General features: G+C 44.5%; 21 protein-coding genes. 16 read left to right on the top strand and 5 right to left on the bottom strand.

What is annotated here, in order from left to right; genetic code table 11:
- Window positions 1-49 precede the first annotated feature (49 nt).
- Window positions 50-3,841 carry a response regulator gene (locus tag AC58PV_RS25230; protein WP_497435342.1) on the bottom strand — a complete coding sequence of 1,264 codons (3,792 nt, stop codon included), beginning with the start codon at window positions 3,839-3,841 and terminating at the stop codon, window positions 50-52.
- Window positions 3,842-4,000: 159 nt separating this feature from the next.
- On the opposite strand from AC58PV_RS25230, the gene AC58PV_RS25225 reads away from it, so the two are divergent.
- The 6 genes from AC58PV_RS25225 (at window position 4,001) to AC58PV_RS25200 (ending at window position 10,640) form a co-directional block, all read left to right on the top strand.
- On the top strand, window positions 4,001-5,707 hold the full coding sequence (locus AC58PV_RS25225) for a methyl-accepting chemotaxis protein (protein ID WP_497435341.1): 1,707 nt from the start codon (window positions 4,001-4,003) through the stop codon (window positions 5,705-5,707).
- A 115-nt stretch (window positions 5,708-5,822) separates the two neighbouring features.
- A complete protein-coding gene (locus tag AC58PV_RS25220) occupies window positions 5,823-6,941 on the top strand; it encodes a stalk domain-containing protein (protein ID WP_497435340.1) in 1,119 nt (372 codons plus the stop codon).
- A gap of 138 nt (window positions 6,942-7,079) precedes the next feature.
- Complete coding sequence (locus tag AC58PV_RS25215; RefSeq protein ID WP_497435338.1) at window positions 7,080-7,400, top strand: SPW repeat domain-containing protein; 321 nt, start codon at window positions 7,080-7,082, stop codon at window positions 7,398-7,400.
- A gap of 182 nt (window positions 7,401-7,582) precedes the next feature.
- A complete protein-coding gene (locus AC58PV_RS25210) occupies window positions 7,583-8,131 on the top strand; it encodes a cysteine hydrolase family protein (protein WP_497435337.1) in 549 nt (182 codons plus the stop codon).
- A 70-nt stretch (window positions 8,132-8,201) separates the two neighbouring features.
- Entirely contained in the window at window positions 8,202-9,647 is a 1,446-nt protein-coding gene (locus AC58PV_RS25205) for a nicotinate phosphoribosyltransferase (protein WP_497435490.1), read from the top strand.
- Window positions 9,648-9,800: 153 nt separating this feature from the next.
- A complete protein-coding gene (locus tag AC58PV_RS25200) occupies window positions 9,801-10,640 on the top strand; it encodes an aldo/keto reductase (RefSeq protein WP_497435336.1) in 840 nt (279 codons plus the stop codon).
- Window positions 10,641-11,148: 508 nt separating this feature from the next.
- On the opposite strand, the gene AC58PV_RS25195 is transcribed toward AC58PV_RS25200, so the two are convergent.
- On the bottom strand, window positions 11,149-11,940 hold the full coding sequence (locus AC58PV_RS25195) for a hypothetical protein (protein WP_497435334.1): 792 nt from the start codon (window positions 11,938-11,940) through the stop codon (window positions 11,149-11,151).
- 153 nt (window positions 11,941-12,093) lie between these two features.
- On the bottom strand, window positions 12,094-12,306 hold the full coding sequence (locus AC58PV_RS25190) for a hypothetical protein (protein WP_157264600.1): 213 nt from the start codon (window positions 12,304-12,306) through the stop codon (window positions 12,094-12,096).
- A 239-nt stretch (window positions 12,307-12,545) separates the two neighbouring features.
- Between AC58PV_RS25190 and AC58PV_RS25185 the strand changes: the two genes are divergently transcribed.
- From AC58PV_RS25185 to AC58PV_RS25170, 4 genes are all read left to right on the top strand, one after another.
- The gene (locus AC58PV_RS25185) at window positions 12,546-13,493 is read left to right on the top strand and encodes an ABC transporter ATP-binding protein (protein WP_497435333.1); all 948 of its coding nucleotides are present in this window, start codon (window positions 12,546-12,548) and stop codon (window positions 13,491-13,493) included.
- Entirely contained in the window at window positions 13,490-14,593 is a 1,104-nt protein-coding gene (locus AC58PV_RS25180) for an ABC transporter permease (RefSeq protein WP_497435332.1), read from the top strand. The genes AC58PV_RS25185 and AC58PV_RS25180 overlap by 4 nt, the downstream gene beginning before the upstream one ends.
- Window positions 14,594-14,749: 156 nt before the next feature.
- Window positions 14,750-15,340 (top strand): DUF1989 domain-containing protein, encoded by a 591-nt coding sequence (locus tag AC58PV_RS25175; RefSeq protein ID WP_497435331.1) that lies wholly within the window; start codon window positions 14,750-14,752, stop codon window positions 15,338-15,340.
- A 175-nt stretch (window positions 15,341-15,515) separates the two neighbouring features.
- Entirely contained in the window at window positions 15,516-16,289 is a 774-nt protein-coding gene (locus tag AC58PV_RS25170) for a YqcI/YcgG family protein (protein WP_497435329.1), read from the top strand.
- Between the two features lie 94 nt (window positions 16,290-16,383).
- Here the strand turns inward: AC58PV_RS25170 and AC58PV_RS25165 are convergent, their stop codons facing one another.
- Window positions 16,384-17,022, bottom strand: a complete 639-nt coding sequence (locus tag AC58PV_RS25165; RefSeq protein ID WP_497435328.1) for a spore coat protein — start codon at window positions 17,020-17,022, stop codon at window positions 16,384-16,386.
- 195 nt (window positions 17,023-17,217) lie between these two features.
- Here AC58PV_RS25165 and AC58PV_RS25160 point away from each other — a divergent pair, with 195 nt between their 5' ends.
- Entirely contained in the window at window positions 17,218-17,784 is a 567-nt protein-coding gene (locus AC58PV_RS25160) for a Uma2 family endonuclease (protein WP_497435327.1), read from the top strand.
- A 53-nt stretch (window positions 17,785-17,837) separates the two neighbouring features.
- Here the strand turns inward: AC58PV_RS25160 and AC58PV_RS25155 are convergent, their stop codons facing one another.
- Window positions 17,838-18,014, bottom strand: coding sequence for a YjfB family protein (locus tag AC58PV_RS25155; protein WP_497435326.1), 177 nt, complete (start codon window positions 18,012-18,014; stop codon window positions 17,838-17,840).
- 683 nt (window positions 18,015-18,697) lie between these two features.
- On the opposite strand from AC58PV_RS25155, the gene AC58PV_RS25150 reads away from it, so the two are divergent.
- The 5 genes from AC58PV_RS25150 to AC58PV_RS25130 all read left to right on the top strand — a co-directional run bounded on the left by AC58PV_RS25150 (window position 18,698) and on the right by AC58PV_RS25130 (window position 25,759).
- On the top strand, window positions 18,698-19,045 hold the full coding sequence (locus tag AC58PV_RS25150; RefSeq protein WP_497435324.1) for a hypothetical protein: 348 nt from the start codon (window positions 18,698-18,700) through the stop codon (window positions 19,043-19,045).
- 37 nt (window positions 19,046-19,082) lie between these two features.
- Entirely contained in the window at window positions 19,083-19,457 is a 375-nt protein-coding gene (locus AC58PV_RS25145; RefSeq protein ID WP_497435323.1) for a DUF4357 domain-containing protein, read from the top strand.
- 495 nt (window positions 19,458-19,952) lie between these two features.
- Window positions 19,953-21,605 (top strand): dynamin family protein, encoded by a 1,653-nt coding sequence (locus tag AC58PV_RS25140; RefSeq protein WP_497435322.1) that lies wholly within the window; start codon window positions 19,953-19,955, stop codon window positions 21,603-21,605.
- Window positions 21,589-23,559: a dynamin family protein gene (locus AC58PV_RS25135; protein WP_497435321.1), complete on the top strand. Its 1,971-nt coding sequence runs from the start codon at window positions 21,589-21,591 to the stop codon at window positions 23,557-23,559. The genes AC58PV_RS25140 and AC58PV_RS25135 overlap by 17 nt, the downstream gene beginning before the upstream one ends.
- Window positions 23,510-25,759 (top strand): dynamin family protein, encoded by a 2,250-nt coding sequence (locus tag AC58PV_RS25130; protein ID WP_497435319.1) that lies wholly within the window; start codon window positions 23,510-23,512, stop codon window positions 25,757-25,759. The genes AC58PV_RS25135 and AC58PV_RS25130 overlap by 50 nt, the downstream gene beginning before the upstream one ends.
- Window positions 25,760-25,797 lie beyond the last annotated feature (38 nt).

The following is a 25,797-nucleotide window of genomic DNA, read 5'->3' as shown; positions in this document are numbered from 1 at the left end:
GCCATCAAGATGGCGTATACGCATATAGTGACATAAATTCGTGTTTTTTTCAATCAAGTAGCAATTTTTGGATCGTATGATACACAAACTGCAACTCAAACTCTAAGATTTCAAACAAATGGAACAAGTTAGATAGGTCCCACTCGGCTGCAGGCAGCTTCTTTTGCTCATTCACAGCATCCTCCAACTCGCTTGCCGCGGCAAATACGCGATTAGCTGACAGGTTGCTGGAGGAACCGCGAATACTATGAAGTAAACGAGCCCCTTCCTCCAAGTTACCTTCGTCGATGCGTACTTTCAATTGAGCCATCAGCGGGTCGGTTTGGTCTTGGAATTTACGAAGCATATCCCGGTAAATGTCCATTCTGCCGCCTATACGTGGCAGTGCTTCTGCGATGTCGAGTCCAGGTGTTGTCTGCGTCTCTGCTTGTAGATGAAGCGTGGTTTCGATCGCAGTCTTCAGTCGTTCTGGGATAATGGGCTTGGAGATCATCTCACTCATACCCGCCTCCATGCAGGCCAACCGATTGTCGAGCGTCGAATCCGCCGTTAAAGCAATGATTGGAATATGTGCCCATTTCGGCTCAAGACGGATGCGCTTGGTCGTTTCGATCCCATCGAGCTCTGGCAAGTGGATATCCATTAGAATCAAATCATACGTATGAATCGCCAGGTCATCTAGGGCTTCAAACCCAGTACCAGCTACTTGTATGCGACAGTTCATCATACTTTCCAACAGAGAGCGAGCAACGGTTTGGTTAATTTCGTTGTCCTCTACAATCAATATGCGGAGTGGAGCCTTGCTCAAACTATTTGAAGGGAAGTGTGCAAAGTCCTTCTCCTTATCGTTCGCGATAGTGTCTGCCCATGGTGTAACAGTCTCGCTTTCAGCTTGCAGAGCCTTTAACGTTCGGTATAAGGGACTACGAGAGATTGGCTTGACCAGAATGGCATCGGGTGATGCGTCAGGTGGTAATTGTTCAAGTGCATCTCTTCCTGATAACGAAGTGTAAATGATGGTTCTAATCCCCTGCTGCTTGCAAGCAGCCAACATGGTTAGCCAGACTTCCTCCCCATACATGTCTTCTGCTTCCATATCCAACAGAATGAAGTCAAGAGGGATATGATCAATAACTTGAAGAGCTTCCTTCCATGTATATACACCGGCAGCATCGTTGCACATGGACGCTAGATTTTGGACGAGCACCTTATTGAATGTCGGGTGATCTTCTACGACGAGCATCGTGAGTGGCAAGGCAACGCAAGCTTGATGGGTTGGCAGGTAGAGCGTGAAGGTAAGAATGACAAGGAATTCACTCCCTACACCTTGCGTACTAGAAACAGAGATGGAGCCGTCCATATTTTCAATAATATTTTTGGAAATAACTAGTCCGAGCCCTGTTCCGCCATATTTACGGCTCGTCACCTCGTCACCTTGGATAAAGGGTTGGAATAAATTAGCCAATTGCTTCTCATCCATGCCGATCCCCGTATCCTTGACGCTGAATCGAAGCGTAACCTCGCTATTATGCATCTGATGGATGGAAACATGAAGTGTGACGGTCCCTTGCTCCGTGAATTTAATCGCATTACTGGAGAGATTCAGTAGGACTTGATAGAGCCGCAGAGAATCACCGATCAGTTCAGCTGGAACATCTTCAGCTATATCACAAATGAAATCAACAGGCTTATGACCAAGCAGTACACTCAGCGTTTCACATACACGTTCGACGGTCTCATCTAACTGGAATGGATGATGTTCAATCACGAGCTTATCTACTTCCAGTTTAGAAAAGTCCAGAATATCGTTGATAATATGGGCAAGCGACTGGGAAGAACGAGAAATTTTGCGTGTGTAGTCCATTTGTAATTCGGTCATTGTTGTTCGCTCAAGCAGGTAAGATAGTCCAACAATCCCATTCAAAGGCGTACGTATTTCGTGGCTCATGCGAGCAAGGAAAACGCCTTTGGCCAAATTAGCCTCATCCGCCTCCTGTTTAGCTAAGATAAGTTGCTCCTTAGCTTGGACTTGCTCCGTAATATCCCTCGTTATCGCTGAGAAGTAGAGATCGCCATTATCGAGAGGGAAGTGGGGAACGATGATCAGCGATGCGATAATACGTTGATGTTGCTTAGTCATGACTTCCGCTTCGAATTCCCAGAAGCCCTCTCGGATCGCAGTTTGAAGCCCTTCATCGAAGTTAAAGTCATTCAAGATCTCCACAAACTCATGAAAATGTGAATGGATATAATCCGCCCCAGCAAGTCCCATAGATTGAATACCGGCTGGATTAATATAGAAGATGTAACCATCTTGATCAAAGGTGAGTATGGCATCCCGTGCGCTTTCAATAATCGTGAGCAGCCGTTCTTTCGTTTCATTACTCGCCTTGATGTCACTGATATCACGGGCAATAAGGACGTATCCTTTTAAATCGCCGTTTGGATGCGTGATGCAGCTCACACTCGTTTGCACATAGATCCGGGTGCCGTCCTTGTGATACCAGGTCCATTCCAAATCCTCTTTCAGATGACGCAAGGAACGTATGACGAGTGTTGTACAGTCCGGGGGAATCGTCTCGCCTAGTTCTGCCGAATATTGTGCGGCTCTTTCATTAAGTTGTTTTTGATCTAGCCAGATTAACGGAGAAGCGATTTTATGTACGTCTGCAAAAGTGTACCCAAGCATCTGCGTAGCTCTGCCATTGAGATGGTTGATCGTAAAGTTAGGGTCCAACACGATCATGGCATATTGATTATGTCGTATGAAAGCTTCAAACGGCTCGAAGAGCTCGCGTATATTCTCCATCATGCCATTGACAGATATGGCGAGTGCACCTAATTCATCTGTACTTTTAAACACAATAGGTTTCATGTGGAAATCACCAGCGGCAACGGCCTCCGTCACTTGGAGGATTTGTTTAATCCTTTTGATAATGAGATGGTTCGTTGTGAAATAGATAAGGAAAAAAATGACGAACACGGTCATCAAAATAATCCCCACAGTTGACCATAGAAGTAGACTTGTTGGTGCTTCGATGGCACTGATGGGTATGGAATAGCTGAGATACCAGTTTAATTGAGGGATTCTCGCATAGAACCACCTTGTCTTTCGGCCCGTAATAATCGATTCGTCAAGATAGCCGTTGTCTTCTTTTAATGCTTTTTCAAAAGCAGGGACAAGTTCGGGATATTCCGTGAAGATATTTAACCTTAGAATGGTAGGCGAATCGGTAGCGTAGAGGGCGAGACCTTCACGATTAGTGATCAATAATTCTCCATTTTCTAATGGAGCAAGCAAATGTTGCTCAAACATGGGTGCAGCTTCGAGTGAAGCGTTGACAATACTAATGACTTTATGTTGCTCATCGAAAATCGGAGCTGTAATCGAAATCACATAGAAGCCCTTCATTCTGCTTGTATAAGGTTCAGATATGTAACTTTTCCCTTTCAGTGCCTGTTGGAATCTGGGCTCGTTAGAGATGGAAAGTGAGTTTCCTGTTGTAAACTGGAGTGTGCCTGATATATCAATAATCCCCATACTGTAATATTGATTGCCCTCCGATTCTAATTCATGGGCTAGGAAATTCAAACGATCGGCTTGTGTGCCTTGTTTCATAATGCTCATGCGACTAATGAGCTCAATCTCTGCTAGGCGAATGGACAAATAGTCATACATATTCCGCGCAGAATTCGATACGGAGGCCAAAGATTGCTCGTTCATTTGCTGCAACAGCTTGTTACGCGAAAGCTTGTAATTGGTAATTCCAACGACGGCGAGGGAGATGGATGTGATTAGAACTAACCAGGCGACGAGTTTAAAACGCAAGGATGATGACATTTTTTTCCTCCAAAAACCATGTAATTGTTAGAAAACTTCATAATTTCATCATGATTAGAACAGAACAAATTTAATGATTTCCATTTATGATATATCCAACAGATCAGTTACGTATACACACTGTTCAAAATTGGTAAATTGAAAATTGGGGGATTCGGTATGCAGATGACAGTACGGACGAAATTTATTGCGGTATTTGCAATTATCTTTTTGATGGTTGTGGGAATGAGCTGGACAGCGATGAATCGCATGGGTGCGCTAAAAGACATGAATAATAGTCTGGCAAACAACTGGATGATGGGTATTCAAAATATTGAGGAAGTTCATTATCATGCGGAGCATTTACTAACCTTGTACTATCAGAAGAAATTAGAACCAGACGTGAAAAAGCATGAAGCGATTGATAATGGTATTCTAGCCACGATTACTGAGATCGACAATTTGTTAGGAAAATATAAGGAATCTGTGTCAGGTGAAGAAGAAGGGACACGGTTGCAAGAGCTAACCCAGAACTGGGAAGGATTTAAAACATCATTCGCAGCCAATAAACAGTTATCAGGTGATCCAAGTAAAGTGAAGGAAGCAGCTGAGAGCCTTCAAGTCATGTCAGCAGCCTTCGGCAAAGCACAGAAATCGATGGCGGATTTGGTTACCTTTAACCAAGAAGGCGGCCAGCAAGGTGTAGTGGCGAGTGCAGCGGAATACAAGAGAAGTGTACTAACAACTTTTATCGCCTTAGGTGTGATGCTTGTATTTATGATTGCGGCTTGTTATTTCCTTGTCAGCAACATTTCCAACCCTGTTCGCAAAGCATCACAAGCGTTAAATCGAATCTCCAAAGGAGATCTTACCGTTGAAGCGATTGTTGTGAAAAATAAGGATGAAATTGGTCAGCTCATCGGGGATGTGAACCAAATGGTGGGCCATCTTCGCCATTCCGTAGAGCAAATGCTGCATGCTTCAACGAGTGTGGCGGCATCCTCTCAGCAATTGTTTGCGAGTTCGGAGCAGAATAGCTCAGCTTCCCAACATGTTGCTGCATCTGTACAAGATTTCGCAACTGGCGCGGATACACAAGCTCAAAGCTCTGTTGAGTGTGGAAGAGCGATGGAAGAAATGGCAGCAGGTATTTCCCGTATTGCTGAAACCACAGCTGATGTATCTGATCTATCCATGACGGCAACGAACATTGCAGAGCAAGGCACATATGCCATGGAGCGTGTCGTGAATAAAATACAGGCAGTCTCTACATCCGTTGATGCAGCGAATCAGGTCATTCAGGATCTAGAGAAGCATTCCCAAAGCATTGGTCAGATTACAACGTTAATCGGGAATATTGCTTCGCAAACGAATCTGCTTGCCTTGAATGCAGCGATTGAAGCTGCGCGTGCTGGTGAGAGCGGCAAGGGCTTTGCCGTTGTAGCTGGTGAAGTTCGTAAGCTGTCTTCCCAAACAGATGATTCTGTTCGTGAGATTTCAGAGCTTATTACATCGATCCAACGGGATTCCGCTCGGGCAGTAGATGTCATGAATAATGGAAGAACCGAAGTGCAGGAAGGTCTGCTTGAGGTGAGTGTTGCTGAGAAAGCATTCAGTCAAATTGTACAAGCTTCGCAAGAAGTAGCTAGTAAAATTCAAGAAACAGCGGCAGCTGCAGAGCAGATGGCAGCAAGTTCGGAAGAAGTAGCAGCTACCGTTGCTCAAGTTGGTTTTGTAGCGCAGCAAACATCAGGTACAGCGCAATCTGTTGCTGCAGTCACGCAGGAACAGCTAGCTTCAGCTGAAGAAATTACGTCTTCCGCCAAAAGTCTAGCTGGAATTGCCACGGATTTAAATCAAGTAGTAGGTACTTTCCGACTATCATAAATTTTTTTGAAAAAAAGTGTAGAAAATCAGACTTTTCCGAAAGCTGGTACGTCTAGTTATCGTGAGGGTAAAACAAACGACACAAGCACGATAACTCAGAAGGAGTGAATAGGAAATGAAAAAGAATCCTTGGAACATGTTGAAAATGGGTGTTGTTGGTTGCGCAGTACTCGTAGGTGTGAGTGCTTCCGTAGGCCCAGTTGCGAATATGGCTTCCGCAGATACTGCCGTTGTTGCTGTCTCCACAACGACATCGACAGTGCCTGTTGTCGTTAAAGAAGTGGTGCTTACATCCAAAAGTAAAGACTTAACAACGAATATCAAAGTACCGCAACTGAGCGGAATGCTCGATATCAAATACCAAGACGAACTAAATAACACGATCCTGGCACATGCGAACGAAGATTTAGCAAGTTGGGAGAAGCAAGCTGCAGAGGCGGCAGCAGCTGCCAAAGATAAAGGGTATACATACCGTCCCTACGGCCTTACGATCGTCTACACATTGAAATCGGATGGGTCTGGCTATCCTTCAGGCGTAGTTTCCCTTACGGTCACTTCGTATGGAGAAACAGGTGGCACTGGCATGCCGAGAGTGGATACGTATAATGTGCTTAATGCAGGGACAGCTCAACGTGTAACGCTGCAGGATCTGCTTGGTGCGGGCTACAAAGCAACTGTTGATGCAGGTGTCACTACCAAGATGAAAGAGGAACCGCAATATTTCTTTCCGGATCAATTCAAAGGAATTGATGCAGATCAAGGTTTCTTTGTAGAAAAAGGGGCAGCGGTTGTTGTATTTCCCAAATATGCCATTGCAGCTGGTGTGGCGGGAAGTCCAGAATTCCGTTTCAACTTGCCTTCTAATCTGACCATTCAACCGAATCCTACTCCATTACCTGGTACCGACAAATTGAAAGTGGAGTTGTCAACGAGCGATGTCGAACAGAATGCGGATGGTGTTTCACTTGTTCCTTTCCGCAAAGTAGCTGAAGGTTTGGGTTATACCGTGAAATGGAATCAGGATACGTATGGGGCTGAACTATCGAAAGGTGCCCAGTGGACAAGTGTGAGCGTGGGGAAAGATAGCTATTTCTATGCCAAAATGGCGCCAGTAGCGCTAGGAGCGGCTCCGGTTATTCTAAACGATACGCTCTTTGTGCCTACTAAATTTGTGACAGATATTCTAAAAGCTGAAGTGACAATTGATTCGAAAGGGATTCATATTGCACAATAATTGAGTGAAAAACATGAGGAATGAGTAAAAATAAGCCTTCAAATGCCGATTCAGGTGGTTTGAAGGCTTTTCAACTAACACGTTTGTGAAAGCGTTTGCATATACTGTAACATCCCGCATGTAGGAGGTGTGATCGGTATGTATCTCAAAAATAGTTTATCAGCACTTATGGGTCTATGGTTTCTGATGACTCCTTGGGTGTTTGGATTTGGGGATGTAACCAATGCGCTTTTCACCTGTGCGCTGTTCGGAAGTCTACAATTCGTAAGTTCGATGCTAGCGCTAGGAAAAACAGGCAAGCACATGTGGCAGAACTGGGTTTGTGTCGGCTGTGGAGTCGTATTCATCGTGTTCCCGAATGTATATCACCTAACTTTCTTAGCGTTTTTCTCTTTCGTTGCGCTAGGATTTATGACAATTCTCATTAATTACGCCAATTTGTACCCAGATTCGCAATAATTTCTTCAACCGCCTATTGAAAAGAAAATTTAATTATGTCATAATGAGATTATCGAAATGAAGTTATGAAGTAAATGAATGTTTACTTGCCTTAGCTGTCGATTTACAGTGAGGCTTCTCTTTTTACTCGTTGATAAAGTCGTTATAATAATATTAAGTATACAATATAAGGAGTGGTGAATATGAAAGCCTTCATAATAATCGATTATACGTTGGATTTTGTCGTGGGTAAGCTGCCTTGTGGGGATCCTGCTATTGCGATAGAAACTCGGGTGTGTGAGCTAACCCAAAGCTTTGTTAGGGAGCGAGATTTTGTTGTGATGGCTGTTGATTTGCATGAGGAAGGGGATCCCTTCCATCCAGAGACGGCTTTGTTTCCACCCCATAATTTACGTGATACGGACGGAAGAGAGCTATATGGATGTCTAAAAGAAGTGCATGAAGCTAATCGTACTGAAATCTATTGGATGGACAAAACGAGATACAGCGCATTCTGCGGCACGGATTTGGAATTGCAGCTTAGAGCAAGAGGAATTCAGGAAATTCATCTTGCTGGTGTGTGTACAGATATCTGTGTCCTACATACAGCGGTGGACGCTTATAATAAAGGTTTTTCCCTCGTTATCCATGAGGATGCGGTTGCTAGCTTTGATGCGGATGGTCATGCGTGGGCATTGCGGCATTTTGAAAAGACATTAGGGGCTAAAGTTGTCCATGGGTGGAAAAATTAAGTAAAATGATGATAGGGAAAATGAAAGTATATGCAGGATGGGGAGGATGGACGTAATGAATTGGCAAACGATGAATGCGATGAATAACTTGACGCTGCACACGGATAAATACCAAATTAACATGATGTATGCTCACTGGCTGCAGGGAACACATACGGAGAGAGCAGTGTTTGAGGTGTATTTCCGCAAGTTGCCTTTTGATGGCGGATATGCGGTATTTGCTGGGTTGGAACGGGTGATTCATTATGTACAAAACTTGCATTTCGGAGAAGAAGAAATTGCTTATTTGCGAGAGCAAGAGGAGAACTACAAGGAAGAGTTCCTTGATGCGCTTCGTGCTTTTTCGTTCAAAGGCGATATTCAAGCTGTGCCTGAGGGGACGCTTGTTTTCCCTAATGTGCCGCTTGTGCGGGTGATTGGCAGTATCTTCGAAGCGCAGCTTGTTGAGACGGCGATTCTCAACTTCGTGAACTTCCAGACACTCATCGCGACGAAAGCTTCGCGGATGAAAGGAGTTGCTCCGCACGATGTGCTGATGGAGTTCGGCACACGCCGTGCCCAGGAGGCAGACGCGGCCATCTGGGGCGCAAGAGCTGCCTATATCGCGGGATTCCACGCGACATCGAACCTCAGAGCCGGGATGCTGTTCGGCATCCCGACCAAAGGCACGCACGCGCACGCGTGGGTGCAGGCCCACGACACGGAAGCGGACGCCTTCCGTGCGTACGCGGAGGCCCTGCCCGAGCAGGTCACGCTGCTCGTGGACACCTACGACACGCTGCGCAGCGGCGTGCCGAATGCGATTGAGACAGCGCGGCAGCTCGCGAGCCGCGGCAAGCGCTTGAACGCCATTCGCCTCGACAGCGGCGATTTGGCGTATCTGTCCCAGCAGGCGCGGCGCCTGCTGGATGAGGCGGGCTTTCCGGAGGTGAAGATTGTGGCATCCAATGACTTGGATGAACACATCATCGCCGGGCTGAAAGCCCAAGGGGCCAAGATCGACAGCTGGGGCATTGGCACCCAGCTGATTACAGCCGCCGACCAGCCGGCGCTGGGCGGGGTGTATAAGCTTGTTGCCCGTGAGAAGGACGGCACGCTGGTGCCGGTCATTAAGATTTCGGGCAACCCCGAGAAAGTGACGAATCCTGGCTTCAAGGAAGCCTACCGGATTATGAATAAGGCGACGGGCAAAGCGGAAGCGGATTATTTGGCTTTGCAGGATGAGGTGGATATTCGGAAAGGGCAGCGGATTAAGTTATTCGATCCCATCCATCCCTACCTGTTCAAATTTATCGAGAATTATGAGGCGGTTCCGTTGTTGAAACCGATTTTCGAAGGCGGGAAGTTGGTGTATGAGCTCCCTACCTTGGAAAGCATACGTGACTACCATGCCGAGCAAATGCAAACGGTTTGGCCGCAATATTTGCGCATGTTGAATCCCGAGGTATATCGCGTTAATTTGAGTGCTGCCTTGTGGCAGCTGAAAATGGATTTGATCCATGCGCATCAAGACTAGCTAACTATAAGAAGTGCGAGTCTTTCCACTTGCAGTTCCAGCCGTCAGCAGAGCGCAACATTTGGGAATATCCGACTTCAATGGTATGATTAATAGGAGCTACACGGTAAAGATGCGCTCATTCTAATCTTATTCCGATGGAGGTTATTGCGAATGTCTACGAAAGCGAATCAAGCATTGACGGCTGGGGTTACACTCAACAATGGTATTCATATGCCTTGGCTAGGTCTCGGTGTTTATAAAACCAAGGAAGGCCAAGAGGTTATCGGGGCGGTTCAAACCGCTTTGCAATTAGGTTATAGAAGCATTGATACAGCTGCAGTTTATCGCAACGAAGAAGGCGTTGGTCAAGGTCTGCGTCAAAGCGGTATACCGCGTGACGAGATTTTCGTAACCACGAAGGTGTGGAACGCGGATCAAGGTTACGAGTCTACGCTGCAAGCGTTTGAAGCAAGCCGCAAACGGCTTGGTCTGGAAACGATTGATCTCTACTTAGTGCACTGGGCCGTCTCCGCAACGTACCGTGAAACGTGGAAAGCGTTGGTTCACCTTTACAAAGAAGGCCATGTTCGTGCGATTGGTGTGAGTAATTTCCAGATCTCTCATTTGGAGCATGTGATTGAAGACACGGGTGTAGTGCCCGCAGTTAATCAAGTCGAGTATCATCCGGAGTTGTCTCAAAAGGAATTGCTCGCATTTACGCGTGAACATGGTATTCAATTGGAAGCGTGGAGCCCGCTTATGCAGGGCAGACTGGATCAGCCCGTATTGGCGCAGCTTGCGGCTAAATACGGCAAATCTCCCGCACAAATTGTGCTGCGTTGGGATATTCAGCAGGGTGTCGTTACGATTCCGAAGTCTGTGACGGAACATCGTATTCGCGAGAATGCGGACATTTTCGATTTTGAGCTAAGCGCTGAGGATATAGCTTTGGTGGATGCTTTGAATATCAACAAGCGTATCGGTCCGGATCCTGATCACGTGACGTTCTAGGATTGTTTCAATTGGCAAGAGGAAACGCCTGTAAGTTGGGGGTTTCCTCTTTTTATGTTTTGTTATGATTGATTATCGGTGTTGGAGTTGCGTCGGTTCGGCTATAGGTGCACTCATGGAATCTCGCTTAAATGGATTTTATGTAGCTAATTTTGCTGATTTGCTCCCGTTACGAGCAATAAATGGATTTCCTGCAGTTAATTTCAGCGAAAACCTACTAAACAGAAAAAGTCGTCAAGATTAGCTGTACTTTTTCCATCTAATCGCAAAATCACAGGTGAAATGGGGATTTTAGCTGTAGATTTTACAGTTAATTGAAGGCTAGCTACTTAACTGACTCTCCTTCTGCTTCTACTCATTCAACTGCTACTGTCACTTCTACTTCTGCTAATTCAACTGCCACTTCAATTAATCTTCTTCAGTGGTGCTAAGAGCAAACTAAATAACTGGAAAATATACAGTTATTGGGATCGCAACGCGTGTAGAGTGTCTGCTGACCTCCCTCCACTCACTTCAATAAAGCGATCATCTGGTACACCTCGCGGTGGTCACCGGGCAGCAAGAAATTCGCGACCTTGAGCTGAGAAGAACCATCGCCGTCCAGGAAAAGCCCATCGACTAGCTGCTTCTCGCCTACCTGCTCTTGCACAGCTGTACGGAATTCTTCGCCTGTGCATGGGGTAGGTGCTACGACCAGATACACGTTGTTCATTCGATCATACACAATGCCGGAGCGCATGCGCTTCTCGTTAATGACAGGCATTTCTTCGGAAATGGCCTGCTCGGCCCACCCCGATGGATTCGTGAGCCCCATGCTCACGCCTCCCTGCGCCCAATACCGGGTGCGATCTTGCACCTGTAGTTCACTCGCATTTTCGACAACTTGGACGGTAAAGGTTTGCGCCTTCTCATCCCACACAAGTGTTCCACGTTTCCGATCCGTGTTGTACCATCCCGAGCCGTAGTCGCCAGGTTGCCCCTTCACTGGGAGATCATTGGTCACGGCAATGCTTAGCAAATACCCCTGCCAGAAAAACCCGCCATTAATCCCATTGTCCTGTCGGTCGGTCACATTGGCCGTAATGGCTTTTAGCCCGATATTCTCAGGTGTGGTTTGGATAACATGAAGAAGTACGCCGTTCGTAGCGGGTTTGATACTATACTTGGCACTTGTTTGTGGAAGCGGCCCTGTGGTGGTGTGAAGTCCCCAAATTAAGGTCCAGACGAAACTGATGATCACGATAAGGAGATAGATTAGTAGCTGAGCAGCATGTGCTTTGAATAAGCGAATAAGGTACATTGATTTCTCCATCCCAGCTGTAGTGATCTTATTTCTATTAGTCTATGAAAAAATAGTAGGGATATGCCTATTTATCTACGAAAAAAAACGCTTACGAAGGAATCTGCCATTCGTAGGCGTTAGTCACGCAACATCTATGTTACACATTTAAAATTAGAAAATCGGAATACGTGCTTTATTTCCATCCTTGGCATATAAAATCGCTTCTGAGCTGAATAAATCTACTCGCTCTAACGAATTAACTAAATTCATGACGGTGAATTTGTTATGGCGAAGTGCGTTGATCAAAGAGGGAATTAACTTATGGTCCGTACCGACGAAATTAACGGAAATCGGCTTCTTATTGAATAAAATATTCATTCTCACTTCAACACATCTCCTTCTGGTTTTGTTTATTTAGTAGATATTAAGATTATCATAGCTTTCTCAATAAGTTCGTCGATTGACGTTGTCGGAATTCCACTAGTTCTGTCAGTTGATATGTTTATTCTATTAAGTTGCTATAGGTGACCATTGGCGCTTGCGACCCTGGATGGACGGTGTAGACGTTTATTTTGTATGATAGGGTGGGTTACGTAAAATTTGGAAGCGAAGGGGCTAACTTGATGGAGTCTTCTCATATCGTGATTGAAGCGGATGGTTTAATTAAGAATTATGGATCCTTCCAGGCAGTGCGAGGCGTTAATTTCCAAGTCTATCAAGGCGAGGTATTCGGTCTGCTCGGACCTAATGGTGCCGGGAAAACGACTACGATGGAAATGATCGAAGGGCTGCGGAAGCCTGACGGTGGTCGAGCTATTGTCGCTGGATTTGATACGCAGAAGGATTTGGGCAAGGTGAAGGAAGTTATTGGTGTTCAATTGCAATCAACATCGTTATTTGAGTTATTGACGGTTGAGGAAATTATGCGGATGTATGCTAGTTTCTACCCTAGCTCTGTTCCGATTGGTCCACTGTTAGAAGATATGACGTTAGTTGATAAAAGGAATGGCCGCGTCAAGCATCTATCCGGTGGGCAAAAGCAGAGGCTTGCCATTGGTCTTGCGCTGCTGAATGATCCTAAGGTCATCTTCTTGGATGAGCCTACGACAGGGTTAGATCCGACAGCAAGACGTACCCTATGGGAGATTATTTTGAAACTGAAGGAGCGAGGCAAAACAATTGTGCTATCCACGCATTATATGGAGGAAGCGCACGTGCTTTGTGATCGTATCTGTTTAATGGATCAAGGGAAAGTCGTCGCCTTGGATACGCCTCGTAAACTAGTAAGCTCCTTGCAATCAGATAGCGCGATTGAATTTCGGCTGCAAGACTTGGCAGAAGCGGACCAAACCGCTGTCCTACAAGAGCTCCGCGATATTCGTGAAGTTAAGGGCATCGACGTGCGTAAGGATGTGTTCGTTCTTTATACGGATAAGCTGCAGGAGTCACTCATTGATCTCGCTCAGAAAAGCGCTGGCGGCAGATGGCAATTGGCTGACTTGCAAACACGAACGGCTACGCTGGAAGATGTGTTTATTTCCATGACGGGAAGGAGCTTGAAAGCAGAATGAATGCCTATATTCAACTGACGTTAAGCCAGCTTCGGTTTTTTGTTCGTAATCGACAAGTGCTCGTGTTCACCTTGTTCATGCCGCTTTTCTTCATGATTATGCTCGGCTCCTTTCTCGGCAAAGGAAATGATATCATCGTCGATGGCGTCGTCATTGATCAGGATCAAAGTGTGGAATCGAGAGTCATGGTGGAGGCGCTGCAAGCGAATCCTATTTTGAAGCTAAAGCCTGCAGAGGATATGGATAAGTCACTCCAGCAGCTCAAGCACGGGGATCAGAAGTTAGTTGTCGTTATTCAGAAAAATTACGGTGAAGCTGTTGCGAAAAAAGGAGCGGACAGCTCGAAGGCAAGCTTCTTGCAGGTATATTACGATCAGACGAACCAGCAGAGTGCACAGATCGGTCTGCAAACGATAGGTCAAGTGGCCGATGGCGTTTCTAAGCAAATGTCCAATTACATGCCTATTGTCAAAGTTGAGCCAGTTGGCGTGCAAGCTCTGCAGCTTCGCTACATTGATTTCCTTGTACCGGGCATTCTGGCGATGATGATCATGACCAACAACTTAAATGGCGTCTCGGGACAAATAGCTTCATGGCGTGAGCGCGGTGTGCTGCGACGTATGCAAAGTACACCACTGAAGGCATCGACATTTATCGCCGCGCAGATTACTGCACGCCTTGTGATGAACACGGCGCAAGCCTTAATCGTGCTGCTTGTCGGTGCTTTGATTTTCGGCACACAGGTGAATGGCTCATGGTGGCTACTCTTGTTGTTCGTTGTCATGGGGACATTGACGTTCATGTCGATTGGTTTCATCATTGCTGGTTTAGCCAAAACCCCAGAGAGTGTAGGGCCGATTTCTGGATTGATCTCATTTCCCCTCATGTTCTTGGGCGGTGTGTTCTTCTCGATCTCCAGCATGCCAGAGTTCTTGCAGCCCATCGTGAAATCGATTCCGATCACCCAGCTCAGTACTGCCCTTCGGCAGATTATGAATGTCGGCGCGGGCATTGGGGATCTGTGGCAGGAAGGGCTGTTTCTGGCCATCTGGCTAGTCGTATCGTTCATTGTGGCGACATTTACGTTTAAGTGGGAGTAGGCGAAACGGGCTGCCTGCGAAGAGAAAGTTCAATCTCTCTGAGGTTGGGCTTTCTCTTTTTGTCACCGAAGGACTTAAGATAGAAGTTTTTCTCATAAATCCACAAATGATATGCCATACTGTATGGTGAACTTACCTATGAGCAGGAGGACTTGAATGAGCAAACAGCATTGGCAAATCCCAGCTACAGAGGGTCTCGGTCTCCATCTCAAGAAGGGCCAAGTGATTCGGGTTACGGATGTAGAGGGAGAACAAGTTGCCGACTTTGTAGCTTATCGTGCGGATGATAGCAGTGAGCGGCTTGACCCGAGTGTTACCATGGACGCCTTACATACAATGAAAGTAAAGCCCGGGGATACCATCTACTCCAATAAATATACACCCATGCTCACGATTATTAAGGATACAGTGGGGCAGCATGACTGGATTAACTCGGCTTGTCGGCCGGAAATGTACGAGCTGCTTTACAATAAGCAAGGCCACTCCAGCTGTTATATGAACTTAAATGCTGCACTGGCACCCTTTGAGATCCCTGCCCCCGATCAACATTATGCGTTTAATATATTTATGAACACTGTTATTCAGCCTTCTGGACAAATTAGTGTTGAGAAACCGCTGTCTAAAGCTGGAGATTATATTGATCTTCGTGCAGAAATGGACCTTATTGTAGCGATATCGGCATGTCCATGCTCAGAAAGTCTTTGCAATGGGTACAATTGTACACCTATTCACGTTGATATCTTATGAGATCTTTCTAACGAACTTGAGCAGCTCATACAACCTATCGGTCGAATTAAGCAGCTAACTAGATAACCAAAGGTCAATACGCCATTTAGCTTCATCTACCTCCAAACCGCGATACTCACCCATCTAACCTCCTTCGCATAGTATGCTTCGTACTCACGAAGGAGGTTATCTCGACATGGCTGATCTCTACGCCAAAGATTGGCTTGATGCACATATAAACACCCTTGCCCCATGGGAACAGGATGCTTTCCGTCAATTCGGCACTATGATTGCCGATTCAGGCAATACGTATCCTTGTATTCCCGGACGTCAAGGATTTCTTACCAACAACCTGCGCTTTGGCTTCGCAGCGGATCCAAGATCAGAACAAGCTGCGCTTGACGTATTGGAGCTCCTGCAAGCATATGGCCGTTGCTCAAGGGAAACGGGGAAATTTGCTTCACTGGTTATCTTTTTCCACACACCTACAGACATGCTGAATAGCTTCTCAGTAGAAGACTATGAGGAGCTATTTTGGTCTGTTCTAAGTGATGTCAGCGCCAAAGATGAGGTACCATGGCCTGCGCATATTTCGAAGGATCCTTCGCACCATTCTTGGGAATTTTGCTGTGATGGGGAGCCTTATTTTTCTTTTTGCGGAACACCTGCCCACATGGTAAGAAAGAGCCGCATGTTTCCGCATTTCCTCATTGCCTTCCAACCGCGATGGGTTTTTGAAGAAATCAATGATTCGACCCCTTTTGGACGCCAATTAAAGAAGCGCATTCGCCAGAAGTTAGAGGCATACGACGGAATCCCGGCACATCCTTCTCTGAAATGGTACGGGCAAGAGGACAACCACGAATGGAAGCAATACTTTTTACGTGATAATGAAAGCGTCCCATCTAAATGTCCTTACACGTATATGAAAAACAAACTAAAAGCCGTAGGTGTGCTTTTTCATAAATAGATATCGTTATGTAAGTTCTTCATTTCTCTAGCTAAAATATGAAAAAGCCCAAACAGCGGCCTTAAGGCCGCTACTGGGCTTCATAAGCTGCTAACTAGTGCACAGACGATGCCCCTCTGTTATTAGGTGGCATTTGTGGTGCTCCCGTTGCAGGAACGAAAGTTGTCAGCATGCTTTGCATATCCGAAGCGCCTAATTGTGGCACCTGATAATAAGCCAGTCTATTTTGATATAGGAAGATTTCATAAGCCATTTCTATGAAATTTTGCACCTGAGAAGCTAATACACGCCGAACAACGGGATTCGTCACTTCTACAGCTGTCATGGTTAGCAATGAGGCATGTGTTTTGACCAGACCAAGCATATGCCCGCTTATTCCTGCATCTTTCACATCAGCGAGCGACTGATTTGGCTTTTTCGGTTGGGATGGCTGAATGCCATAGATCGGATCCGATAAGTTCCGAATCATATACGTAGACGTTTCTTGGCTTGGCTTTTGTCCAGTGGTGAAACACTCAGCAGTTAAATTGTACTGAGCCAGTGTGAACTGGTATTGGCGATCCAGAATATCCAGCAGCTCGCTGTCTTGTACAAACTGTCTGAACATCATGAATTGATCCAGCACATTAATGGTACAGGCCAACACTTCATGTAAATCAAAAAGCTCATGCCCCCCATGGTTGGTAGGCGGCGAAGTTTGCGTTGGATAATTGGGCTGTATTTGCTGTTGCATAACGAAGTCTCCTTTGATGTTGAGGTGATGTAACTTCGTTAATGTTGGTTTTAGTTCGTTGGTTTATGCATGGTTGCGATATCTGAAGGCAATGCTCAGAAATATAGGGGCCCCGAGTGTGAAAATTGGCAACTGCTTACTTGATCGTGCTACAATTAGTACACGATAAACATAATCAGAAGGAGGCCCAACATCGTGTCAAATCCAGATGAGAAGAAATTTCACACCTATCAAGATTGGCTGACATGGGACGGAGCATGGGAGTTAATTAATGGCAAAGCCTATAACATGTCACCGGCTCCGACATCATTGCATCAATACATTGTAGGAGAGCTTTATTATGCTCTACGGACTTTTTTACAGAATCGGAATTGCTTCGTTTTTGTGGCTCCATTCGATGTTTTTTTTAGCGAAAGTGAAGAATATGAGTCGCCTGATCATGTCGCTCAACCCGATCTCTCGGTCGTTTGCTCGAAGGATCAAATTGCAAAAAATGGCTGCCAAGGTGCTCCAACTTTAATCATTGAAGTGCTGTCCCCATCTACGGCATTGAAAGACTTTAATGAGAAGTTCAATTTATATCAGAAATATGGCGTACAGGAGTATTGGATTGTCGATCCAGGAAATCGAACAGTTCACGTATACTGGCTGAAGGATGGCAGCTACCAGGTACAGCATTTATATACAGAAGGGGATACAATCCATTCCTTCATATTTAAAGATTTGCAGATGCCGCTAAATACGTTATTTAGCCTAGAATAAGGAGAAATAAGGGATCTACATCGCCGAAGGCGAACGTAGATCCCTTATTTGTTTTAAACTTTTATATCAAGATTGCCACCTAAGTTCGGCTGTACACTGCGTTCAATTAATTGGACCATTTGCTGGCCTTGTTCCGTCATTTGTTCTTTCGCCATTTTCATTACGCTTATTCCAACAGCTTGGGATAAATTGTTTTGGGCAAATGACATTGACATAGCTGGAATGTCCATGAGGTTCCTCCTTAATTTCTGAGTATCTGACCATTCCTATATCGGAATATTGGTTTGGTATTTTTAGTGAAACTAATTGTATACTTGTAGTTACTTTGAATACAGACACAACTCAAAGAGCGTGCCCTTTGCCATTTTCATGGCTTATGCGACACCCTCTTCGTTATTGACCCATACATAATATAATGACTTCCCGCGATATAACTGGATTTTCTCCATCTATTTGAAACGGATAGAGCGAATTCGGATGATTAACTGTATTTCTTGTAGTTAAATTTCTCTAATTGTATCCATTTTTCAAATTTCATAGAATTTACCTGTAGTTTTTCCATCTAATCACGAAAATACCTCAATTTCGAGCACATTAGCTGTAGTTTTTACATCTAAAAGTGATCCGGCAGTGAGACAGGCTCTTCTCTCACAGGAACCGTCGATGATGCTTCTTCCCATCAAAACTAAACAACACCGGCTTATCCTCCACCATCGTATGAATATGAATGATCTTACCCCACAGCTTGTGAAAATACGGCAGGAAGCCCAGTCTTCGTTGAGCTTAAGTACTTATGATGTCAATCACATGATATTTCAAAAAGAAAAATAATTTCTTTGAAGAAATAATTGTTGATTATATTTCATAAATGAAATATAATTTCTTAAGGAAAACTGTTGGGGGTGAGTTAATCGTGGCGAAATCTTGGAATGGCACAACAGAATACCAAGCACTATTAAACGAAATTAGAAGACATCCAACCGGAACCTCTTCCAAAGTCATTTTCGAGGAGATGCTTCCAGAAACGAGAAGTTTGCTTGATGAAGCTGGAAGAACTGGTGGCAAGACGGGGGAATGGTCCGTATACAGGCAAATTTGCAAGATGAATCAAACCATTGCAGCACCAACGCCTGACACTGTCACGATTGGTAAAGTTCTGGATCAAATAGCTGTTTTGGAAAGCCAATTACAGCAATTGAAAATCAACCTGGAATATCTTATGATGAACGCCGAACTGAACGAACAAGAAGAAGCGGAATAATTAATACTATCCAAAACTTACTTAGGAGGACTTATATATGTATCGTCTTTATGATCCACAAACTCATGGTTTTGCACTTGCTGAATATAATCCGAATGCTAAAAGCAAACATCAGCACATTACGATCCAACCCGGATCACAGCTTGCTGCACACGATGTAGATCCTGGATTTATTGCAAATCAACGTGTTAAATTACTGGAAGCCGGTAATATTGTACTTAGGAACAATTTTTACGTTGTGCTAAACGAAATCTCGTTCACACTAAGCGGCAGCGCTGCTATCGTAATGGCAAGAAACCCTGGAAGTGGTGCAGATCGTTGGGAGCATGTTCAAACTGGCAAATCATTGAGATCGGTATTGAACGAACAAGGACAAGATGTCGAAGAAGATGGAAAGGAAGAGTTAGAGTAGAAGTAGAAGTAGAAGTAGAAGTAGAAGTAGAAGTAGAAGTAGAAGGCAATATATATAGTAAGATAGCAGGAGAAAGAAAATAGAACTTTCGGTAATACAATTAAAATAGTTGTAAGTCATTCAGTTTATGACCTACGACTATTTTTGTTTTTCACACGAACAAGTTTATAGATCATAAGAACTATATGTGGTATAGCTATTTTGGGTTTTTGGTAATAAGTCTGATGGACTATTCATGTTCCTGAAATGGAGGAATTCGGTAAATCTATGTCGAAATAGGTTAAATTCCTGTGATGGAAAGCTTTTTCGTATATTTTTTAAGTTATTGTATGATATATATTAAATTTTTGGGTCTTTCTTCACTAGGTTTTAGCTCGACGGCCGGAAATACTTTGATACGTTCTTTCGTTACGTGGTACTTAGCGCTACTGGATATGAAATGTAGACCTTCGGTGGTGCTCAACACAAATAAAATGATAGAAGGAGTAGATTAGCATGAATTACCGTGAAAATCTAATAAGTTTACTGGAACAAGTGAAAGAAAAGGGATTGAAAAATCAAGTAGCTCCCCACATTCTGGAGCAAAACGAATCAACTGAAGCTGAAATTATTAATTTTCGTATTCTCGTTCCATTAATCGGTACTTTTAACGCTGGTAAAAGTACGTTACTTAATACTTTCCTGCAGCGTGATGTGCTGCCAACCGACTTCTTGCCCGAGACTGCAATTGCTGCCGAATTGCGCTATGGTACGCACGAGCATATCGTAGGTTTTAAGAAAAACGGAGAGATGGAATCGTTTGAGCTGGGGTCTATCAAATCAATTACATCAAAAGATTTCTCCCATATTCACGTCTATTTGCGTTCTGATGCTCTTCAAGAGCTGAACAACATCGTGCTTGTCGATATGCCTGGCATTGACTCCGCTTTGCAAGAACACAATAATGCCATATTGTCATATATTCGGAATGGCGTCTACTATGTCGTCCTCACTGAATCGGAATATGGCTTGAAGGACTCGGTGCTTGATTTTCTTAAGGAGTTAAACGTGTATGAGATGGATTGCTCCATCCTCATTTCTAAATCGGACCAGAAGTTACCTTCTGATTTGGAAAGTATTGTAAAGTTGGCCGCACAAACTGCAGAAAATCTTGCTGGATATACGATAGATGTAGGACATGTTTCTGCGAAAACCGGGGATATTGATTTTTTTCACCACACTCTTGCATCTTTGAATCAGCCGGTGTTGCTAGTTAAGCATTTGGAGCCGAAAGCGCTTGAAGTGGTAGACCGCGTGTATCGCGATCTTCAGATCCGTTATAAGCACCACACGCTCGACATTGCCGAGATTGAGGAGAAAATTAAACGATTTGAACGAAGCTTGATACAACTGGAAAACGAAGTAGAAGCCGAGTCCCGCAACATCGCTCAGACTTTTGGATATCAGACCGTGACGGAAATACAAGATGATGTCCGTCTTGCGCTAATGGATAATTTGGAGACCTTGACCCGTTCGGTCAAAGGCGGTGAAGAGTCATTTAAGAAGACATTGAACCAAATTTTGCGTCCAGTACTCGTTCATTCCATCGAAAGCCGAGTGAGCGCTGTGCTTAGCAATAGTTACGATAAGATTAACCGAAAGAACATTGAAATTGAAGAATTACTAGAACTTTCTTCGTTTGAGCAATCGGAAGGTCATTACCTGGAGAAATTCGTAGATACGATTTCTAATCCTGCATTCCGGGCGATGATCGGTGGTGTAGCGATCCTGACAGCGATCGTAGCTCCTTGGCTGGAGGTATTGCTTTTCTTCGCACCTGATATTATCAAGCTGTTTATAAATCAGGAGAAGCGGATTCGTGAGCACCTGGAAACTAACGTCATCCCGGAAATTCTAGAGAAGCTGCAACCGGAAGTTATTCGTTCGTTGGAGGATGTCAATCAACAGTTCATGCAGCAACTGCAGAGTGATCTCGCAAAGCGGCAGATTGATATTAAAGCGTCTCTCGAACAAGCCAAGCAGGACAAGTTGGAAGCTAAAGAGAATGACAATCAATTCCTCAATAATTTGAAGGAAACGATTGAAGAGTTAGAAGCGATTCGAAAACAGATCGTAGAGAAGAGGAATAATCTTGTCCATATGGGATGAACTTGATGATCTAGAGGAATTCGATCCTCAAAACCGATATATCTCTGATCAGGACTTAGGAATCCGGCTTATCTCTGAATTGGTAAACCGATCTGATCAACAAACAGCGATTCAGCAGGCTTATCTTAATTTCAAAGAGCGGCTGCAGTGGCAATTTCTGCAAGAATTCCGGACATATTCATATCCCGTCTGTGAGGGGGTCTATCCCCAGCTCCTGGAGCTATGCGAACGTCTCGGCCAGTGGATCGAGGTGCCAGAAGTGGCGGGGAAATTGTTGGTGGCAATCGGTGGCGGCTTCAGCGCGGGTAAATCGCATTTAATTAATTCCATTATCGGTCAGGATATTCTTCCTGTTGATACGACACCAACAACATCGGTACCCACCTATATTATGTCCGACAGTCGCACGATCTGTAAGATAGTCAATGTTTATGGTAGTACAGCCATTTTGGATGAGGAGGCTGTAGGGGCTCTTACGCATGCTTTCGCTAAAAAGTACCGTTTGAATCTGGCTCCGTTGATTCAACATTTACTGATCAGGGCTAAGATAGACAAAGGTTTTCCTTATGTGGTGCTAGACACGCCGGGATACTCTAGATCCGATCAACATAAAAGTGAAGCTGATCGTGACGAGTCAGTTGCCCGCGCTGCATTAAACCTTGCTGATGCGATTATCTGGGTTATCGATATTGATAAGGGTGTCATTCCTGAAGACGATATCCGATTTCTTCAGAGCTTGGAGCCGAAGAGCGAGCTATTTATCGTCTTGAACAAAGCTGATGTCAAGCTGCCGGAAGAGATCAAGCGGGTAATTAGCACTGTCAAAAAAACGCTCAAGGATCGTGGTATCGCCTACAGTGGTGTGGCGGCGTATTCTTCTAAGCTCAAAAAGGAATACGCTCCTGATAAATTGGGAGCACATTTGAAAAAATTAGCGAAGAGTAAAAAACGTATTGTTGATTGGACAGGTGAATTCCGGGAGTTGGCAGACATATATAAAAAGGCTGCTAATGATACCGTGATGACAGCAAGGCAGTCATTGGCGGAACTAAACCATCGTGCAGTTTTCTCTTCTAACCATACAGAGAGAGAGCTGCTTGCCCGTCTAATCACGGAGCAGAGGGCATTGATTGCCATGCATACTAATAATGTCAGTGCATTTAACGATAGACTTGAGCCGTATGTGGTCATGTTGACAGGCATCCAGATGATGATTAAGGCACCTCTTCTAATTAATAAGCTTATTCAAGAGGAGAAGACGGCGTATCGGAAGACATTCATTTTACGTTTTCTGGAACTCCAAACAGAGCCGTTGCTTGAACAGGATATCCAACCTCTCATCGACCGAATGGAGACTGGGGAACTACCAGTTAAGCTAGAGCTCCAGGAGCAATTGTTAAGCCAGATAGAGCATATGTTTTCCCGAAAAAAAACCACGGCGAGTTTATTCGAGAGCTATCGCTCCCAACTGGAAGAGATGCTTAAGATTCGCAGCTATCCGATTGATGCTAGAGATATGAGTGTGGCATTCAGAAGTCAATCAAACTTGTTGGCCGAATCCATCCGCGAAGCTGTCTTGAAGCGGATAGATAGAGTATCAATGGAGCTGTTTTCTGAAATTCCAACCTACCCGGTTGGACCAGAGACTCGTCTTCTTTTGCACGAAGAGCTCAAGCTATTGACCAACATCATGAAGGAATCTATATTGACCACAAGAGAGCCTACTTACGAGCTTTGCCTTCCTCCTGAACTCTTACAGAATAACCTGCCGGTGCAAGGGTTGTCGTTACTTCAGCACTTATTTCGTAAAGAGCTGCGGACTTACGCCGCCAAAACTGCCGCGGCACTTGATGACGATTGTAGATTGGCTTTGTTAGAACAATTATCTATCGAGGAGACTGAACGTGAAAACTCAAAACATAGAGACAATCAGCAAGTATATTCGGCTGTTTGAAAATATTACAGACAAATACAAGGTGCACCAGGATGTGCTCGGATTTGATCATTATCATACCATATCCGAATTCTCGAGTTCTTTTCGTAAAGATGCGGAGTATGTGCTTGAGGAGAATAGGAAGCTGAAAATTGGTGTTGTCGGTCAGATTAAGGCGGGTAAATCCTCCTTTCTTAACGCGCTGCTCTTCGATGGAAAGGATGTCTTACCAAAAGCATCCACACCGATGACAGCAGCTCTTACCGTCATTACCTATGCCGAATCCCCTAGAGCGGAGATTGAGTTTTTCACCCGGGAAGAGTGGGACGTTATTCACAGCAAGGCTAAGAAGCTCCAAGAGCTAATTGACCGAATGAAGGAAAAGCTGTCTGAAGAGCCGACTGGGGGCATAGCGAAGATTGGCAGAAGAGTTAAGGAAATGACAATGAAAAAGGAACGAAAGCTATCGCACCAGGAAATCATTGCAATGTTGAATGCGCCCGACGAGCTTAAGGCTGCTTATGAGCTTGTGCTGTCTGTTCAACAAAGCGGGCTACGGATTAATGATTATCTAGGAACAACTATAGAGCTCGCCGAAATGCAAGAGACTAGTCAACTTATTGGTGAGCTTCAACAATATGTCGGGGCGGAAGGGAATTTTACGCCAATTGTAAAAAGCACCATACTCTACATCCCTGACGAATCACTCCAACACATGGATATTGTAGATACACCGGGGATTAATGATCCCATTCTGTCGCGTGGGCAGCGGACAAGGGAATACTTAGGGCAGTGTGATGTTGTATTCCTTTTAAGTTATACGTCACAGTTCATGGACTCGGTAGATGTGGAGCTATTAACCCAGAATATTCCAGACAAGGGAATAGTCAATATTTTGCTTGTAGGCAGCAAATTCGATCTTGTCTTGTATGGCGATGGCAATAAATATCCGTCTCTTCGGCATGCTTTAAAATACATTACGGATAAATTGCAATCTCAAGCTGAGAACACAATAATGCCTATGATTCGAATGTATCCGGACAATCCAATTATGCAGAGTTTGCGAAACAGCATGCCGCCGATCTTTGTGTCTTCCATGGCGTATACAATTGGGAAGCATATGCAGGATCTGTCAAACGAGCAACAGCATGTGCTGAAGTTGCTGCAGGGTACGTTCGCCACTGACAAGCTTACACCAGAACTGCTCATCGGGTTGTCCAATATCGAGCAGATACGCGATATTCGTATTCCAGAGGTACAAAGTCGGAAGGAAGAGATCTTAAAGAATCGCTTTGGCCATCTGCTCATGGCACAGAAGGATGCATTTATTAAGCAACTATCGAATTTGATGGATGAATTGCGGAATGACCTGAGATTAATAAGTGAATCCACGGGTGAGGATATCGAAAAAACATATAAGACTGTTGTAATGACGATGGAACGGGCCCGTAAAGAAGTGGATTTGATTTTTGATAACTTTATTACTAAGGTCAAAAAGAAATTCAACGAACTTCAAACCGAATTCAAGAGCATTGCGCAAAATTATCGTCGATTCCAAGAGTCCAAGGAGTCTCGACGCGAATTCGTCAAGTCAGAAAGATATGGATTTCTATGGCTCAAGAGTCGTGATGTTTACGAAAACCGAACTTATTCCTATGCGAACGTCCACCAAACTATAGATCAGGTGGCAGATTTTGCGATCGAATTGGAGAAAGGCTTGAAAAGTTCTTATGATGAGATCATGAACCTGGAGAAGCTCGTCAATGATCTGAAAACGACTATGTTGCGGATCCATGATCTTTCGGACGAAAGCTTCGATTTCAATGAAGTCATCGTACCGGTTCAGAAGACAATCAATAAGATATCACTGCCTACTTTTGATCTGGACAGTGGTGTTTACCGGAAGCGAATTACAGATAAATTCGGTATGGGTAAGGTAGAAGGCGGTGACGTCGAGAAACTGAAACAGTTATTCTATGAGCAAACAGATGTGATACTGAAGGATACAACAGATAAAATGAATCTTAAGCTGCGCGAGGTGGAGCAATCCCTACATGAAATCAGCTCAGATTTCATCAACGATGTGCTGAAGGAGTCGGAAGCGAAGCGTAACAAACTGCAGAAGAGCATTCAGAACCGGGATCAGGAAATGCGAGAATACGAAGAGGTGCTGGTTCTTCTTAAGCAAGATATCGAGACTTTTAATAAAATGGCTATTTAATATCATAAAAATAGAATGAGAGAGCCTTCTTTTCTTAT

Source organism: Paenibacillus sp. J22FR83, from assembly GCF_059691955.1.
The sequence above is the reverse complement of the archived record's forward strand: the minus strand, read 5'-3'. Positions and strand labels throughout refer to the sequence as shown.